This window comes from Kordia sp. E, from assembly GCF_056033805.1.
The window spans coordinates 596,884-614,499 of sequence record NZ_JBRASR010000006.1 but is presented as its reverse complement, the minus strand read 5'-3'; the positions used below and the strand labels follow the sequence as shown (position 1 = coordinate 614,499).

Genomic DNA, 17,616 nt, shown 5'->3' with positions numbered 1-17,616 from the left:
TGCTTATTCTGTAATAATATTATTTAAAACAAATTTTGCAAGCTCTATATTTCCAAAAGTAGAATTTGAATCGAAAATTAGGTTAGTTAAAATTTCAATAGACTGTTCCTTATTTCCTTCATCTTGAATTATTAATGCCATATTAATTAATAGTATTCCTTTTGTTTCCACATCTGGATTAAGTGCTAACCCTTTTTCTATGGCTTTTTTTCTTTCTTCTCCTTCCAAGAGAGATGAATAATCTTTCCATCCTGGAGCAAATGTTGGAAATTTCGAAATTAATAATTTGGTCATTTCTAACTTTTCTTTAGGATCATTAATCCATTCAAGTGAAGAATACATTTTATAAAGCCCTTGTTGAAATTCTCCTTTTTTCTCTTTCTCTAATGTATATAGCGCTACTTTAGAAGTAAAAAAACCTTTGGGAGCTAAGCTATCTGTTAATCGATAATATTTGAGCGCATTATCAAAATCGTTTTTTAATAAATATGTATATGCTAAATCATATGCAGGATAAGCCCAATTTGGAGCTTTTTCTAGTGCTAGGTTTAAAGTTACGATAGCTTTTCCATAATCACCATTTTGACCATGTTTCCTTGCTGTATTGTGTAATAATTTGGCAGATTGAGAAATTTTTTCAATCCCATGTACGGCATAATTATAAGTTCCATTTGATTTAGCCAATTCTTCTTTTGATATTTTATTTCCTAAAGAATCAGTAAATGTAATTTTAGAAGTACTCATTTGAGATGAATTTGATTTTTGACTGTTGTTTTTGCAAGAGCTTACTATTAATAATCCAATTAAAATTCTAGTTACTATTTTCATTATTTTCTTGTTATCTCTTTTACATCTATACTTAGACATATGATATAAGTATTAAAATTATATCAATCTTACTTTATATCAAAATCATCTATAGTATTTCTATCTGTAATACTTCCACAACATTTACAACAAATCAAACATTCACGAGTAAACGAAAGGTAAACATTCTTCGGAGGCGGTAACATCTATAGGGATTCCCTAAAAAAAATGAAATTCATAGTTCTTTTATGGTAGTAAAAAAAGCAGTAGTGAATTCTTTATACAATCTCTAAAACTGTATTCCCGCACATATTAAAAAATTGCATGAGTAGGTATAAATTTCATCAACACTTTTTTAGCATTTAAAACGAGTACAAACTAAAAAAGTTATTTCTATGAAAAAGAAACACATTAAAATGCTATTACTATTGCTGTTTAATATCAGTATAGTATTGGCACAAGAAAAAAATGTTACAGGTAACATTGTAGATGACAAAGGAACACCATTATTAGGAGTTACCATTGTTGTGAAAGGAACACAAACAGGAACACTGTCAGATTTTGATGGAAACTATACCATCAGTTGTAAAAAAGGAGATGTACTAGTGTTTTCGTACGTAGGATTTAAAAATCAAGAAACAACAGTAGCCGATGCGCTGATTATAAATATTACCATGAAAGAGGATGCTACTTTACTAAACGAAGTATTAATTGTTGGATACGGGAAATCAAGTAAAGTAGATAATACCGGAGCTATTACCAAGATAAAGTCAGATGAACTGGACAATGTACCAGTTGCTTCAATACAAGAAGCGTTATCTGGTAAGGCTTCCGGTGTTTTTATTGAAAGTCAAAGTGGAAAAATTGATGGCGCTATCAAAGTCAGAATTCGAGGAACAAACTCTATTGGCGGAAACAATGAACCATTATATGTAGTTGATGGTTTAGTGATTGCTGGCGGAACGAGAGACATTAACTTTAATAATGTTGAATCGTTAGAAGTATTGAAAGATGCTGCAGCGACGGCAATTTATGGTTCAAGAGGTGCAAACGGAGTGGTTTTAATCACCACTAAAAAAGGAAAAGAAGGAAAAACGAGGTTTCAAGTTGACTTTCAAAACGGTTCTAGCGAACCTACAAACCTTAGAGAATATATGAATGCGGCTCAATATAGAGACTTTTTTAGAGTAGCTGCAGTCAATAGGTTTGGAGATGATACTGGAAATGTCTTTGCAGATATAATTTTGGACGATTTATCACAAGGTCAAGATGTAGATACTGATTGGCAAGACTTAGCCTTTCGTAATGCGAAGTTGGTACAATTTAGTGTTGGCGCATCTGGCGGAAGCAAAAAAAGCAAATTCTATACAAATCTATCTTATGATCATCAAGAAGGTATTTTGATTGGAAATGATTTAAAGAAACTCAACGGTATTTTAAATTACGAACACAACGTAAATGATCGTATAAGTTTAGGACTGAGTGCAACGATCAGCAGATTGGAAACCAATAGTGTTGCTGGAGATAATGCGTTTGCAACACCAATTCAGTTGGTTGCACAAGCGCCAATATCACCAATTAGAGATGAAAATGGGGACTTAATTAGCTATGATGGAGTAGGAAGTATAATAAGCGGATATTATAGTGCATTAATAGAAGATGCAAATTCGACAAGAAATACAACTTCAGATAGAATTTTAGCCAACATATATGCTGATTATAAACTTACAGATTGGTTTAATATTAGAGGAGAACTCGGTTTAGATAGAGGATCAAGAAAAGCATTTGTATTTAGAAATTCCAATACACAAGGAAATGGAGTTACAGGAGGATTTGGTTCAACAACGATCACAAAGTTTCAGACATTCTCCCCAAAAGTGTATGCTACCATAGATAAAAAATTCAATGACATTCACGATATCAATCTAGTGATTGGAACAGAAGCACAAAAAACAAGAACAGAAATTGCCGGCGGAACAGCGACGGGGTTTATTTCAGGGTTAGATCAAACGGGGACTGGAGCTGTTCCTACTGGCGTTTTTGGTTCTACAGCAAACAATGGCTTCTATTCGTACTTTGGTAGATTAACCTATAAACTCAATAACAAATATATAATGAGTTTTACAGGACGATATGATGAAAGTACAGCGTTTGATGGCGGTGTATTCTTTCCAGCAGTTTCAGGAGCTTGGAAAATTTCAGAAGAAGAATTTTTAAAAGATTCAAAAGTAATCAGCTTTATGAAATTGAGAACTAGTTATGGAATCAACGGAAACAACTTTAATGGTTTTCCTAGCTTGGCTTTATTCTCACCAGTTGCCTACAATAAATTAGCAGGATTGTCTCCAACGCAATTGGCAAACAATGATTTGTCATGGGAAACAACAGCGACGTTTGATGTTGGATTGGAATTAGGTTTTCTTGACAATAGAATAAATCTTGAATTGAATTACTATGCGAAACAAACAAAAGATTTAATCCAACGAAGACCAATTGATGCAACTTCAGGTTTTACAGGATTCTCTGCAAATGTTGGAAACATAGAAAACAAAGGTTTTGAGCTTACTTTAAATACTGTAAACGTAGATAGTGAAGATTTCAAATGGGAAACCAATATCAATTTTTCAAAAAATAAAAACGAAGTGACGAAGTTGATCAATGGACAACCAATTCTCAGCACCAATGATAGTTATATGAATGCATTAATAGAAGGAGAGCCAATTGGTGTTTTCTTTGGAAGAGAATATGCAGGTGTCGATCCAGCAAATGGAGATGCATTGTATTTCTTAAATGATGGCACAGACGGAACAACAAATAATCCGAATGCAGCAAACTTTACAGTGTTAGGAAGCCCAAATCCAGATTGGATTGCCGGAATCAGTAATCAATTACGCTATAAAAACATAGATCTAAGTTTTCTATTTAATGTAGTACAAGGAAATAAAATTCACAAAGCGGCTGACGGATTTATGGTTGGAGGTGATTTTATCGACAATCAATTAATTAGTGAATTGAATTATTGGACGCCTGATAATCCAAATACAGACATTCCACAACCTAGATTAGTTGGAGGAAACGGTACATCAGCATCAAGTCGATTTTTACAAGATGGTTCATACATACGATTAAAAAATATTTCACTAGGATATAACTTCAATCCAAAACTGTTGGAAAAAATTAAACTAACAGATTTACGAATCTATGTAACTGGACAAAATCTATTAACATTCACAAAATATGATGGATGGGATCCAGAAGTAAGTACAGACTTTTTAGCGAATGGAAATAACATATTTCAAGGTGTAGATTTCTATTCCGCACCGCAAGCAAAAACAGTAACAGTAGGAGTAAAAGTTGGATTTTAAAAAATGATAATATGAAAAATAAATATATACACTATATAATGGTCATCATTGCATATCTCTCATTTTCATGTGAAGACTATGTAGATGCTGAACCTTTAAATACGCTTAGTGCCAGTAGTGCATTAAATAGTAATGAAAAAGTAATTGGAGCGCTCAATGGAGTCTACAATACAATGTCGAGTACAGCTTTACTTGGAGGAGATTTAATCTTTGTCTCAGAATTGTTGGCGGCAGATGGAAAAATAATGTTTGGTGGAACATTCAATGATCCACAGCAAATTATAGACAAACAAATATTAACAACAAATAGTAGAGTCAATAATATATTTAATATAGGATATAGTACAATTAACAGAGCAAATTTAGTATTAGAAGCTATAGATGTTGTAAATGATGCTGATCAAGATAGAGTAGAAGGAGAAGCACTATTTGCGAGAGCGCTAATTCATTTTGAATTGATAAAACTATTTGCAAAACCATATAGTGACGGAAATGCAAGTTCAAATCCAGGAATTATATTAAAAACAGAAGCAAGTCCTTTCAATGGCGGAGATATTGCATCTAATTGTGATTCTCGAAGTACAGTACAACAAGTATATGATATAATCTTAACTGATTTAATTGCTGCGAGTTCATTAGTTCCTTCTAACAATGGAATATACGCAAACAAAGCAACTGTAAATGCTGTGTTGGCACGCGTGTATTTACAAATAGGAAACTATGCAGGCGCAAGAGATGCTGCAAATGAAGCTATAAATGATTCAGGTGCAAGTATGGTTCCTACCTATCGATTTGCTTTTGCACAAGATGCAAATACATCGGAAGATATCTTCTCAATACAAGTTTCAGAAATTGATGGAGCTAACGGGATGAATACTTTTTGGGCACCAAGTGGGCAAGGTGGAAGAGGTGATGTAAGAATAACTGCTGGGTTTGAAAGCTTCTTAACCTCTCAAAATAGAGGATTAAACGCAAATCCGAATGTTGCCATGATTATCGGAAACTACACTACCAAATGGTACAATCAATTTGGAAATGTTCAAATGGTACGTTTGCCAGAGTTATTACTAATCAGAGCAGAAGCAAACTTAGAACTTGCAACTTCCGTTGGAGCACCACCACAACAAGATTTAGATGCAGTTAGAGCTAGAGTTGGATTACCGAGTGTAACAGCTACTACTAACAGTGTATTGACAGAAAGAATCGCAGAATTAGCTTTTGAAGGACAATATTTGCACGATTTCAAAAGAAGACAACTTACAATAGAAGGTTTCTCTTTTGATGCAGACGAATTGGTATTTCCAATTCCACAAAATCAAATCAATGCGTGTCCAGATACGCAACAAAATTCAGGGTATTAAGCTCTAATTACGTATTGGCTGTTCGTTAAAAGATTGGTTAGTTTAATAAAAGGGCATTTTTACAACACATCCTAGGTATGATTAGGATAATGTGAAAATGGATTAACGATCTATCTTGAATAAATTTACGGTTATAGTAGAATTGCTAATGCGTGATTTAGAGTAAAGATAATTATTTAGTTTTTTTAGTTAGGACTTCTCTTTGTAGCTATGCAAAAGAAGTTCGTATAAGGAGTAAGGCTTTCAATCTTTTGAAAGCCTTACTTATATAGTATTTATTTTAAGTATCTTATTAAAAATAGAATCAACCTCTATAATCTATCAGTAAATTGATCTTGATTTATCGATCTAAATATAGATGCTGCTTCTCAATACTAAATACTCAATTCTCAGTACTTGTTATGATTTATTCGAAGTAACTAAATGTCTCTCCATCCTTAATCGTTAACAATGTTTCGTAAATCAAGCGAATAACATTCTCAACATCATTTTTATGTACAGTTTCCACAGTTGTGTGCATATAACGTAGTGGAAGAGAAATCAATGCGGAAGGAACACCACCATTACTATAAGCAAAAGCATCTGTGTCGGTTCCGGTAGAACGACTAGAAGCCATACGCTGAAAAGGAATCTTTCTCTTTTCGGCTGTATCAATAATACGTTCTCTCAACTTATTCTGAACAGCAGGCGCATACGAAATAACAGGTCCATCGCCCATTTTAGTTTCTCCTTGCGTCTTCTTATTAATCATAGGAGTTGTTGTATCGTGGCAAACATCAGTAACAATAGCAACATCTGGTTTAATAGTTTCTGTAATCATTTCTGCTCCGCGTAAACCAATTTCTTCCTGAACCGAATTAGTAACGTACAATCCAAACGGAAGTTTCACTTTATTCTCATGTAACAAACGTGCAACTTCAGCAATCATAAATCCACCAGCTCTATTATCAATAGCTCTACAAACAAACTTATCTTTATTCAACACATGAAACTCATCTGGATATGTAATCACGCAACCAACATGTACACCAAGTGCTTCAACTTCTTTCTTTGTACTACATCCAACATCAATAAAAATATTGTCCATTTTTGGTGGTTCTTCCTTAGCTCTATTTCTTGTATGAATAGCTGGCCAACCAAAAACACCTTTAACAATTCCTTTCTTAGTATGAATATTAACCCATTTCGATGGCGCAATCTGATGATCACTTCCACCATTTCTAATTACATACAACAAACCATTATCTGTAATATAATTTACATACCACGAAATTTCATCTGCATGTCCTTCAATTACAACTTTATATTTTGCTTTCGGATTAATAACGCCAACGGCAGTTCCGTATGAATCTGTGATAAACTCGTCAACATAAGGTTTCAAATAATCCATCCAAATCTTCTGTCCATTCCATTCGTATCCAGTTGGAGCTGCATTATTCAAATATTTTTCTAAAAAAGCCATTGACTTTTTAGTAATAATTTTCTTTTTTGCCATAATTTTGATTTAATTCAAACGAAAATAATAATATTAAAATAGATTTAATAGTTATAATAGAACGAATTGTTATTTTTGGAATAAAATTTGAAAGAATTTTAGTAGAAGCATGAAAAAAATCTACCTCATATTAATAATCCTCATATCATATGTTGGAAATGCGCAAATCATAACGCAAGACACAACTGCTATAAAAAAGTTTCTAATAGAAGGAGATTCAATTCCGCGGTCACATATTGATTTGGCAGAAGTCATTATATTCAATAAGCTAAAATTTACATCAAAAGAAGAACGTATTCGATACCTTATATTAAGGAGGAAAACACTAAAAGTATATCCGTATGCAAAAATGGCTTCCGAACGATTAATTGTATTAAATGAAAGACTCAATACAATAGATTCCAAATCGAAGCGAAGAAGATATACACGAAGAGTGCAAAAATTCATAGAAGAAGAACTCTCTGCCAAACTCAAAAAGTTAACACGAACAGAAGGACAAATACTAATAAAGCTCATTCATCGTCAAACTGGAGATACTGCATTCAACCTAATAAAGCGTTTGCGAAGTGGATGGAAAGCTTTTTGGTACAATACAACTGCAAATCTATTTGATATTTCGCTCAAAAGGGAATTCCTGCCACAAACAAATCATGAAGACTATCTCATAGAAGACATACTTCAACGCGCTTTCTATAAAAAACAATTAGAAGAACAAGCTTCTGCATTGCCATTCTCATATCTTGAACTAACGGATAAATGGTCTTCTAAAGATCAGAAAAAGAAATAGTTGCGTAATTCAATAAAAATTCTTAGCTTTATTTCCCTTTTTTAAATCATGGGGTTTCCATTTTTCTTTTACTATTAGAGTAAACGAAAAAAGGTCACGCTCTCGCGAGTCGCTCTCACTATATATATGTTTGTTTTACCAAGTGTATTTAAATTATAGTCTTAACGTAGTCGAAGTAATGATAAGTAAAAGTGAGGAGCTCCAACAAAAGCTCCATCGTTAACCCGATTAGGTTACTTATGGTTATCTATATAAGATGAAGGAAGCATTTGTGAATTAAATACAAAAGGAATTTTTTAACCAAACACCAAACACCAAACACCAAACACCAAACGTTAAACACCAAACACCAAAGGTTGAACACGAAACGAGTAATTGAAATAAATTTGGAAAATAATTTTGTGATGTAAAATCCTTGTAAATAGGTTGTTGTGTTGGGGTTTAAAATAAAAGGTAAAAAAAGGTAATAAAAAGGTTGTGAGTTTACAAAAGAATACGCAGTTGGATTAGCAATAGCACTAACACCATCCATAGCATTCATTAGACTGGTATGATAGGTGAAGGTTTCATTTGCAGAGTCAGCAGATAAAAGTGAATTGGCTTCTGTTAGATTAAAATCGGAAACACCATCGGTATCATCATCACATTGACGAAGTTCAACAGGTTGTAAGATTATAGGAAGTGGATTGACCACTACATTAAAGGTTGTAGTTTCAAAACAATTAGGATTGTCATTATTTTCAATACGTACGAACACTTGATTTCCACCAGCCATTGCGTTGATGTATGCATCAGCAAGTGCGTTCATATTATCATTGGCATCGTTTAGATTGGGATGATATGAGACCGTAAACTGAGTAGGATCTTGTGTGCCTAACACCTGCGGATCAATTGTAGTAAGATCAAAAGTTGAAAACTCATTAGTGTCATCACCATCAATAGCATCATCACAGAGTTCATAAGTAGCAATAGGATTTGCAGTTGGTTGATCGAACACATCGAAATCAAAAGAAGTAGTAGCAAAACAATCTGTATTGTCATTATTTTCAACACGAATAAAAATTGTTTCCAGCGTATATGCAGCTTGATTGGTATACATTCCAGCGATTGGATTCATGTTTGTATCAGCATCAGCCTGAGTAGGATGATAAGTGACAGAAAACTGAGTGGCACTTTGAGTTCCTAACACCAGTGGAGTGAAATCATTCAAATTCAACGTAGAAAAACCATCATTGTCATTATCACAAATCAATTGATCATCAATGACATTGGCAGTTGGCGTTGTGAATATTGCTACAGTTGCTTGACCTTCTAATGGACATTCTCCATTATTTTGATCAATTGTTACTTCATATAATCCAGCATCAGCAAGTGTAACGTTTGTTAAGTTTAGTTGAAAAGTAGCTTCAGCTAGTGGATTTCCTTCAAATGTCCATGTATAAGTTGCTCCAGAAATATTGTCTGCTGTAAGTGTATAATCTTGTGTTGTACACAAAACTAAATCAGTCATAGAAACTCCATTACGAATAATATCTATAGGTGTAGCAAATAGTGATTGAATGAATGGTGGAAGTCCAATTCTAGAAAGATTGGTATTTGTGCCGGTGATATCTAATAAGACTCCATTTTCATTATAAACAACAGCAGGTCCGGCAGCTTCGGGGTTTTCTATAACACCTAAAAATTGACCTGATCCAGCAACATTTGTAAAATCTAATAAAGCTCTATATATTCTTCCATCAATTCCAACTTGAACTGCTCCGGCAGAGAATGTAGAAGAATTATCTACTGTAAATTGAGAACCTGGAATGTCAGCAGCTAGTAAGTCGTATTGAAGTAATAAACTATTTCCAACTCCAGTGTCACCAAGTCCAACAGTAGCATATAGCTTTGTTGCTTCTGGCGAGAATTCAACTCCATATGGAGAATCTCCATCGTATAATTCTATTTCATTACTAACAACACCAGTACCATTATCAAAATCATATAACATTACCTTTCCTGGTCCATTTCCACCTTCAACATTTGTAAGTCCCAAGTGTGCAGCTGCTAATTTGTCTCCGATAGGAGATGCTTTTAAATATCCTAAAGCATTTCTTCTATATCCAGAAATAGGAATAGCCGTTGGAGTATTACTAACAACAGGAGTTGTTTCAACTCCTACAGCATCAACTTTAAACGCATAAAAATTATTGATAAAATGTGTTATAACCCAAAAAGATTCACAGTCAGAACTTTTTACAGCAGATATTTTTTCAGAACATTTATAGCGTGTTTCTTGAGCATCTGTTGTGTCGTACGTTATTAATGGAACATTTTTTTGAGCACCATCAACAAAACCAATTCCATCAGTCATGTCTACAACAGAATAATTTAATCCATTGTTTGTTCCACCATCATTATGATGCGGCTCATCTACTGTAAATATGTAATAAATGTTTGGATCTTGAGGTTTAGGTACAATAATCGCAGATGAAGTACTCGAACTATCTCCGTTTAAACCAGTACCATTGGTCATTATTAAATGATTTCTATTCCAAACAGTGATTCCATCGGTATAAAACAATAATTGACCGTCAGTATCTGAAATGGAGGCACAACCTTCTAAAGTATTTAAACTTCCGTCTGTTACTGCTGCAACTGCTCCTGTATCAGGATCAAATTGTAGTCCTGCATTTTGACCAAAATACCAGTTTGCGGCTTCACCTTGTGCAAATATTAATGTTGGTACTACTATAAAAACGAATAGTAAAAGTTTTTTCATTTGTAATCTTTGTTTTTTATGCATATAAAATGCTCAATGCCTATGTAATAACTCTTTTTTGACGCTATTATTTTATGATATTGAGGATTAATCTTTTCCGAGTAGTGTCTGTTGAAATAACATTTTTTATATAAAAACACATATAATTTTTTTCAAGGGGAAATTATAAATGCAATTATATAGAGGTATTTCATAGCAATTGTCAATACTCATCAGTTGTCAAAGATACTAATTAAGAGCCAAAAAAAGAGCGAATTTCTTCGCTCTTCATTTAAAATCTATAAGTTTGGTATACTATTTTGTTATAAATCTCTTCGTTTTAACAACCTGTATGATAAAAAGATGTAAATGAAAATCCAAACAGCAGCAATTACAATCTCATACCAATGTACCGCATAGTCAGTTACAATAGCCTTTGTAGGCTCGTGCAAGTTGACAATTCGTACTGCTGGTTGATTGATTAAATTGTACATAGATGTGAAAGGAAAAAACTGTGCAATATTATCCGCTACTTGCTCATTAAAAAACTCATAACGCAATAGTGGATATGCAATCCATTCTACAATATTTACAATGAAAAGAAATGCCAATGCAAATACAGATCGTTTTGTTAATACACTAGCAAACAAGCAGAAACTAAAGAAGGTTAGAATCTTGAAAAAGTATGCTAGTATAAATTCGGTATCATCAAAAATGATATCTATAAATAAATCAGATGAAGGTGTATTAAAAACACCAATCAGTAAAGTGATAAAAAATACCACAGTTGACATTACTAGCGAATACGCCGCAATAAAGTAAAACTTTGATAAGATGAGTTCTTTTTTACTCAAACCGTCAATTAGGTTTTGTTTTAATGTCCGATTGCTGTATTCATTTCCTATCATAAATACAACTACAATGGCGAAGAAAATTTTAAAATAAGCGACAAAAAATGTTGTCACATGCCAAATGTATGGAAACTCAAATATTTTAGTTTCAGATAAATCTAATGTGAAATAACCAAAAAAGTTAATTTTAATTGAGGAAAGGACTAATATGGAAAAAGGTAAAATAAAAGAGATGTAAATTAATACTTTACTCATTTTATTTTGCCAAAGTTTTTGAAATTCTATTTGTAATAAACGTAACATAGTCGTTGATGAATGAAATTAGTTAGATTGATTTTCGGTAAGGATTAAGAATTGTTCTTCCAAGCTTTCTTTTCGTTGTACCAAATGTGATAGTACAATACCTTCTTTAAACATTTGCTTGTTAAAGTCAGCAGCACTCAATGGTGCTGTTAAAAAAGCAGTAATCAAACCGTCTTCTCTTTTAATTTTTCCAAAAGAATTATCATTTTGTAAAAACGATAATAATTGATCTTCTTGGTCCGTCTTTAATTCAAAAAATCCTTGACTTGCAACCATTTCGTCTACACGCCCTGAATATATTTTCTTTCCTTTTCTTAAAATTACTACATGCGAACATACTTTTTCAACTTCATCCAATAGGTGAGAAGCTAATAGTATTGTTGTTCCTTTTGAAGCAATTGTCTTAATAATTTCTCTAATTTGATGAATTCCTTGTGGATCTAATCCATTTGTAGGTTCATCTAAAATTAAAATTTCGGGATCATTCAAAAGTGCAGAAGCAATCGCTAATCGTTGTTTCATTCCTAATGAATAGGTTTTGAATTTGCTGTCTTTTCGTTCCAAAAGACCTACAAGTTCTAGTTTTTCGTCAATTTTTTCGGTGGAAACATTTTTAATCTTACACACCAACTTCAAATTTTCTGAAGCTGACATATATGGATAAAAATTTGGTCGTTCAATAATAGCACCTACTTTTTTCAAAGCGTCATGTACAGCAACGTTTCCGTCAAACCAATGGAAACCTCCAGAAGTTTTATTGACAACATTTAAGACCATTCCTAGCGTTGTGGATTTCCCACTTCCATTAGGTCCTAAAATACCGTATACATTCCCTTTTTCTATGGTAAATGATAAGTCTTGTACTGCTTTTATTAAACCAAAATTTTTACTGAGGTTTTGCAGTGTTAGAATAGTTTTCAATATGAATAGTTTTTTGATTGATTGTATATAGTTGACGACTCAAATTAAGATTTGTTACAAAATATAAAGAAAGCTTTAAAAAATAGAATTTTTTACATGTTTTATGAAACACCAATTTTCTTTAACGCAAGGTTATGCTCAAGTTAAGAATTGTAACATAGGAACAAAAAAAAACCTTTACTAATTAGTAAAGGTTTTTCAATTTATGCTTTTTGTTCTTTGTTAAAATAAACTAAGTAATAATACATTTGCTTTTCTTCATCCCAACCTTTTTCTACAAACTTCTCTGCAGATTCTGGATTGATGAAATCCATCTTAATTTGAATGTTTGTATCTAAGCTAATTGTATTTTTAATACTTTTTCTAGCAGAAGAAACGGCTTTGTTAGCAATTGGAAACTCTGAAACATCTTCAATACTGTATTTCGGACCTTTCTCAACTTTATAATGCTTAAACTCTGGAATCAAATCTGGATTTTCAATCACATCATTTAAAAACTCAGTTTCTTCAAACGTATCATTTTTTGCAAAGTGATTCACAGCTCTGTTCATAAACATTACTTCTTCCTTCTTGTCTTCCGCTGGGAAAACAACATCTTTTGCAAAGTTTTGACAGAACTTTAAATATTTTTTTGTGTAAAAATTCTCGTCAGCAAACGCATCTACACCTAAGAAATGATCTAACCAATATTTAGTATCATACTTATTACTATCAACCGAAAGAATTTTATAACCTTCTTCCTTTTTTACATTAAAAATGATACAACCTTTATCTAACTTATTTAAAGAAACTCCTTGTTGTAACAAAATATCTAAGTTATCTCCATTTTCTTCAAATTGAAGGTAATCGTTCTTAATTTCAGATTTAAAAATTCCGATAGCATCAACTTTTTCATTATCAATTACCGTATTTTCAAAATAACCAACATACACTTCACCACTTTTAATATGTGGATGTTGTGATTGTTCAAACAATAAAGAAACAATCTTTTTTGAATTTTCATGAACAGAAGACGGATCATTAAAAATAGAAGAGGCAATTGCATATAATTGATTGAACTCAATATCTACTTCATTCGTAAATTGAAAATAATTCTCTTCTTTCTCACGAAATGGTTTGAAGAAATATTCTTTAATCAACGGCATTATTTCATCCGTTAATTGATATGGCTCTGCTGAAAGAAACACATTTTCGTTTCTACTCTTGTTTCCTACTTTATGAATAGATAAAGAATCTATTTGTGCACTGTATAAATTGATCATTATAGGGTATTGTATATTATTTTCTGAGAATAACTTTTCTAGAACCAAATTTTATCTGTTCATAGAATATGTTGCTGTTTGGCAAAAGTACTAGAAAAAAAGTTAAAAAAAGACTTGCCTTCATTCGTTTTATTCACAATAAAATAAGAAGCTCGTACACAAATGATTTTAGGAAGATTAAGAAATAAAAAAAGCGAACCGAAGCCCGCTTTAATATTTTTATTCCATTTCAGTACAACCGTGACAAGACCATAATGGACATGTCATTGTTTCGTCTGGTCCACCAGTACATCCCATTTCAGACTGACAACCTACTGCATCAATAATAGAAGGATTAAATGTTATAATAATAGGTCTATTATCACCAAGTCCACTTGTTCCTCCGTAAGCTGATGATTTTTGAAGATTTGAAATTGAACTTTTATTTAATTTCAATGACTTTAAATTTCTTTTTTTCATAATGAAAGGTTTTAGTTAATGATTCAAACCTATATGAATTAAAAGAAAGAAAGAAATTATAATTATCGTGATTCATGAATTTCGAGAACGAGAAATTAAGGTAACTAATTGAAGGTTAGGCTTGTCTATTTGTTGAATTACGCTTATTGAAACTAGTTCCAGTTTTCGTCAAAATTTAAACTATCATAATCATTGATGTCTAAATCTTCATCGTCGTCGTCCAATCCGTACGGATCTTTTTCAGCTTCAAACTGCTTGTCTGGAGCGCTATCTGGAAGAATTCCGTGAGAAAATAATAAATTAGGATATATCTGCCCATTTAGCGGTTCTGCAATCTCAGCAAGCTCAACTAAAAATGTCCACATATTTAAGAAATCGTACACATAAATCAATCGTAGTTGATCTTCTGAAAGTACGCCATCAAGTGTAGTTTCATTCATCAATCGAATAGAATCTTGTCCTTCACTCACGTCAAATTGTGAAATTTCTTCACCTTGATTCCATTCATCATCACTCACATAAAAAGAAGCCATTTCCATTCCATCAAAACCAAAGGCTTGTATGATGGCATTATGAAAATCTTCAAAAGTGGCATCTTCCTGAATTTCAATATCTCTAAAGACATCTTCTGCTGCATCTAATATTACTCTGAATCTATAAATCATGCTGATTAAAAAAATTGGATTGCAAATTTACAAACTTTCTGCGTTGTTTTGCATTTTATTTGCTTCTAAGATAAGATAAAATTGAATTCCGAATAAAATGGTTGCTATTACAATATGTATCGTTTGTGTTCCAAATGGAAAATCAAAATAATACATAGCAATTCCAGAAGCGATTTCTAAGGCTAATAAAATCATGACCCAATTCACTTTTTTGAAGCCCAATTGTAATTTTCTACATCTGTAAAACAAGGCAATATTTACTAAAAGTACAACTATAGAAAAGGTTCTGTGAATATAAAAGTCTAATTGCGGATTGGCTAACCATAATGATTTGCTCGTTTCTCCAAGTGTATGAATTTGCTCGTCTACAAACTGTCGTACTTGTGTTCCAAATACAGTTTGAATCAAAGTTAACAGAAGAGAAACGTATACTAACTTTATAAAAAGTCCGTCTTTTTTGTGTGATCTTATTTTACTTGAAGTTACATAAACAATATATAATAATACTGCTACAATAACTAATGCCATTACCATATGAATGGTAATTTTAAAAGGTGCTAAGTTTGAATCCACAACCGTTTTTCCTAACCAAGCCTGAAAGCCCATTCCTAAAACAGTAAATAAAGATAATAATGTAATGCTTTTTTGTGCTTTCCAATACCAAAACGAACCAATTAAAAGTACCAATGTGGCAAGTCCGGCTAAGGCGCCAAACAATCTGTTAATATATTCTACCCAGGTATGAAATGCATTAAAAGTAGCGTAATCATGTTTAGTATATGGTTCCCAATTATCACTAAGAAAAGTAGTTGTCGTTGTAAAATCGACTTTCGCAACTTGCAATGCTTCTTCAACAATAATGACCATTCCATCTTCATAAAAATGATTGGCTTTCCATTCCAGTTGCGTTTCTTCTGTTGGAGGAATATAATATCCGAAACATTTTGGCCAATCTGGGCAACCCATTCCACTTCCTGTCATACGAACAACGGCGCCAGCAATAATAACAAGATACACAAGTATTAGCGTGACTTTTGCAATGGTGTGAAAATGTTTTTTCATCAATCTGTATAATTAGTTCGGTCAGCCGAAATATACACGTACTTATTTTGAAACATGTATTTCTAAACCTAATTCTTTTCCTTTGGTAAGCATAAATTCGTAAGCGGCATCATGTTCATTTGGAATATCGCCTTCCAAAATTGCTTCTTTAATGGCGTGTTTGATAATTCCGATTTCTCGTGAAGGTTTCAAATTGAATGTTTTCATAATCTCTTCACCAGAAACTGGTGGTTGAAAATTACGCACATGATCACGTTCTTCAACTTCAATAATCTTCTCACGAACAATTTTAAAGTTATTATGATACTTTGTAAACTTTCGTGGATTCTTAGTGGTAATATCTGCTTCACACAAAATCATCAAGTCTTCTACATGTTCGCCAGCATCAAATACCAAACGTCTTACTGCCGAATCTGTAACTCCATCTTGTGATAATACAATTGGTCGTGAACTCATCATCACCATTTTCTGTACAAACTTCATCTTTTCATTCAATGGCATGTGCAAACGTTTGAACAGTTTAAACACCATTTTCCCACCTACAAATTCATGTCCGTGAAATGTCCAACCAATCTTTTTACTAAAACGTTTTGTCGGTGCTTTTCCAATATCGTGTAACAAAGCTGCCCAACGCAACCAAACATCATCTGTGTTTTCGGAAATATTATCGACAACTTCTAACGTATGATAAAAATTATCTTTATGTGTCTGACCTTCTTTTTCGTCAATTCCTTTTAGTGCTAATAACTCTGGTAAAATATGTCCTAAAAGCTTTGTCTTTTCTAACAAAATAAAACCAATTGAAGGAATAGTGCTTGATAGAATTTTATTCAATTCTACAACAATACGTTCTTTAGAAATAATTTCAATACGATCTGCATTTCGTGTAATTGCTTCCAACGAAACAGGATCAATTTTGAAATTTAATTGTGTAGCAAATCTAATGGCACGCATCATACGTAACGGATCGTCTGAATACGTTATATCTGGATCAAGTGGCGTTACAATACGTTTATCTTCTAAATCTTGCAAACCATTAAACGGATCGAGTAAATCACCAAAACTAACTGAATTCAAACTCAAAGCCATTGCATTAATTGAAAAATCACGACGATTTTGATCGTCTTGTAATGTTCCATCTTCTACAGCAGGATTTCTACTTCCACGTTCATAACTCTCTTTTCGAGCACCAACAAATTCTACTTCAATTTCCTTTGTTTTAATCATGGCAGTACCATAATTTTTAAACACTTGTACTTTTGGTTTATTGGGTAGGAGTGAAGCTACTTTTTTAGCGAGTTCAATTCCGCTTCCAACAGCAACTACATCAATATCTTTAGCATCACCGCGTTTCAACAAAAAATCACGTACAAAACCACCAATTACATACGTTTCAAGCTGTAATTCGGTTGCTGCTTTTGAAATTGTTGAAAATATATCGAGTTGTAATGCTTCTTTGTAATTCATTTGATAATATGCTTCGAGTGTAGTTTAGGTGTTTATCAGTTTAAAATCACAAACAACCAGTAACTAAG

The 17,616-nt window shown here is 32.7% G+C and carries 13 protein-coding genes; 3 read left to right on the top strand and 10 right to left on the bottom strand.

Features of this window, described 5'->3' with window-relative positions; all coding sequences use genetic code 11:
* Positions 1 to 3: 3 nt before the first annotated feature.
* On the bottom strand, positions 4 to 828 hold the full coding sequence (locus tag ACUUYC_RS24735) for a tetratricopeptide repeat protein (protein WP_474270381.1): 825 nt from the start codon (positions 826 to 828) through the stop codon (positions 4 to 6).
* 374 nt (positions 829 to 1,202) lie between these two features.
* Here ACUUYC_RS24735 and ACUUYC_RS24730 point away from each other — a divergent pair, with 374 nt between their 5' ends.
* Positions 1,203 to 4,172 carry a SusC/RagA family TonB-linked outer membrane protein gene (locus tag ACUUYC_RS24730; RefSeq protein ID WP_474270380.1) on the top strand — a complete coding sequence of 990 codons (2,970 nt, stop codon included), beginning with the start codon at positions 1,203 to 1,205 and terminating at the stop codon, positions 4,170 to 4,172.
* 11 nt (positions 4,173 to 4,183) lie between these two features.
* Positions 4,184 to 5,533, top strand: a complete 1,350-nt coding sequence (locus ACUUYC_RS24725; protein WP_474270378.1) for a RagB/SusD family nutrient uptake outer membrane protein — start codon at positions 4,184 to 4,186, stop codon at positions 5,531 to 5,533.
* Between the two features lie 406 nt (positions 5,534 to 5,939).
* Here the strand turns inward: ACUUYC_RS24725 and ACUUYC_RS24720 are convergent, their stop codons facing one another.
* Positions 5,940 to 7,028, bottom strand: a complete 1,089-nt coding sequence (locus ACUUYC_RS24720; protein ID WP_474270376.1) for a M42 family metallopeptidase — start codon at positions 7,026 to 7,028, stop codon at positions 5,940 to 5,942.
* A gap of 109 nt (positions 7,029 to 7,137) precedes the next feature.
* Here ACUUYC_RS24720 and ACUUYC_RS24715 point away from each other — a divergent pair, with 109 nt between their 5' ends.
* Positions 7,138 to 7,815: a DUF4294 domain-containing protein gene (locus tag ACUUYC_RS24715; protein WP_474270375.1), complete on the top strand. Its 678-nt coding sequence runs from the start codon at positions 7,138 to 7,140 to the stop codon at positions 7,813 to 7,815.
* Between the two features lie 247 nt (positions 7,816 to 8,062).
* Here the strand turns inward: ACUUYC_RS24715 and ACUUYC_RS24710 are convergent, their stop codons facing one another.
* The 8 genes from ACUUYC_RS24710 to ACUUYC_RS24675 form a co-directional block, all read right to left on the bottom strand.
* A complete protein-coding gene (locus ACUUYC_RS24710; RefSeq protein ID WP_474270374.1) occupies positions 8,063 to 10,579 on the bottom strand; it encodes a hypothetical protein in 2,517 nt (838 codons plus the stop codon).
* Positions 10,580 to 10,881: 302 nt separating this feature from the next.
* The gene (locus ACUUYC_RS24705) at positions 10,882 to 11,712 is read right to left on the bottom strand and encodes an ABC transporter permease (RefSeq protein WP_474270372.1); all 831 of its coding nucleotides are present in this window, start codon (positions 11,710 to 11,712) and stop codon (positions 10,882 to 10,884) included.
* Between the two features lie 18 nt (positions 11,713 to 11,730).
* Positions 11,731 to 12,633 (bottom strand): ABC transporter ATP-binding protein, encoded by a 903-nt coding sequence (locus ACUUYC_RS24700; RefSeq protein ID WP_474270370.1) that lies wholly within the window; start codon positions 12,631 to 12,633, stop codon positions 11,731 to 11,733.
* A gap of 203 nt (positions 12,634 to 12,836) precedes the next feature.
* The gene (locus ACUUYC_RS24695; protein WP_474270368.1) at positions 12,837 to 13,895 is read right to left on the bottom strand and encodes a nucleoid-associated protein; all 1,059 of its coding nucleotides are present in this window, start codon (positions 13,893 to 13,895) and stop codon (positions 12,837 to 12,839) included.
* Between the two features lie 219 nt (positions 13,896 to 14,114).
* Complete coding sequence (locus ACUUYC_RS24690) at positions 14,115 to 14,354, bottom strand: hypothetical protein (RefSeq protein WP_474270367.1); 240 nt, start codon at positions 14,352 to 14,354, stop codon at positions 14,115 to 14,117.
* A 152-nt stretch (positions 14,355 to 14,506) separates the two neighbouring features.
* Complete coding sequence (locus tag ACUUYC_RS24685; protein ID WP_474270365.1) at positions 14,507 to 15,019, bottom strand: IS1096 element passenger TnpR family protein; 513 nt, start codon at positions 15,017 to 15,019, stop codon at positions 14,507 to 14,509.
* Between the two features lie 27 nt (positions 15,020 to 15,046).
* A complete protein-coding gene (locus tag ACUUYC_RS24680; RefSeq protein ID WP_474270363.1) occupies positions 15,047 to 16,081 on the bottom strand; it encodes a COX15/CtaA family protein in 1,035 nt (344 codons plus the stop codon).
* Positions 16,082 to 16,123: 42 nt separating this feature from the next.
* A complete protein-coding gene (locus tag ACUUYC_RS24675; protein WP_474270360.1) occupies positions 16,124 to 17,548 on the bottom strand; it encodes a CCA tRNA nucleotidyltransferase in 1,425 nt (474 codons plus the stop codon).
* Positions 17,549 to 17,616: the final 68 nt, after the last annotated feature.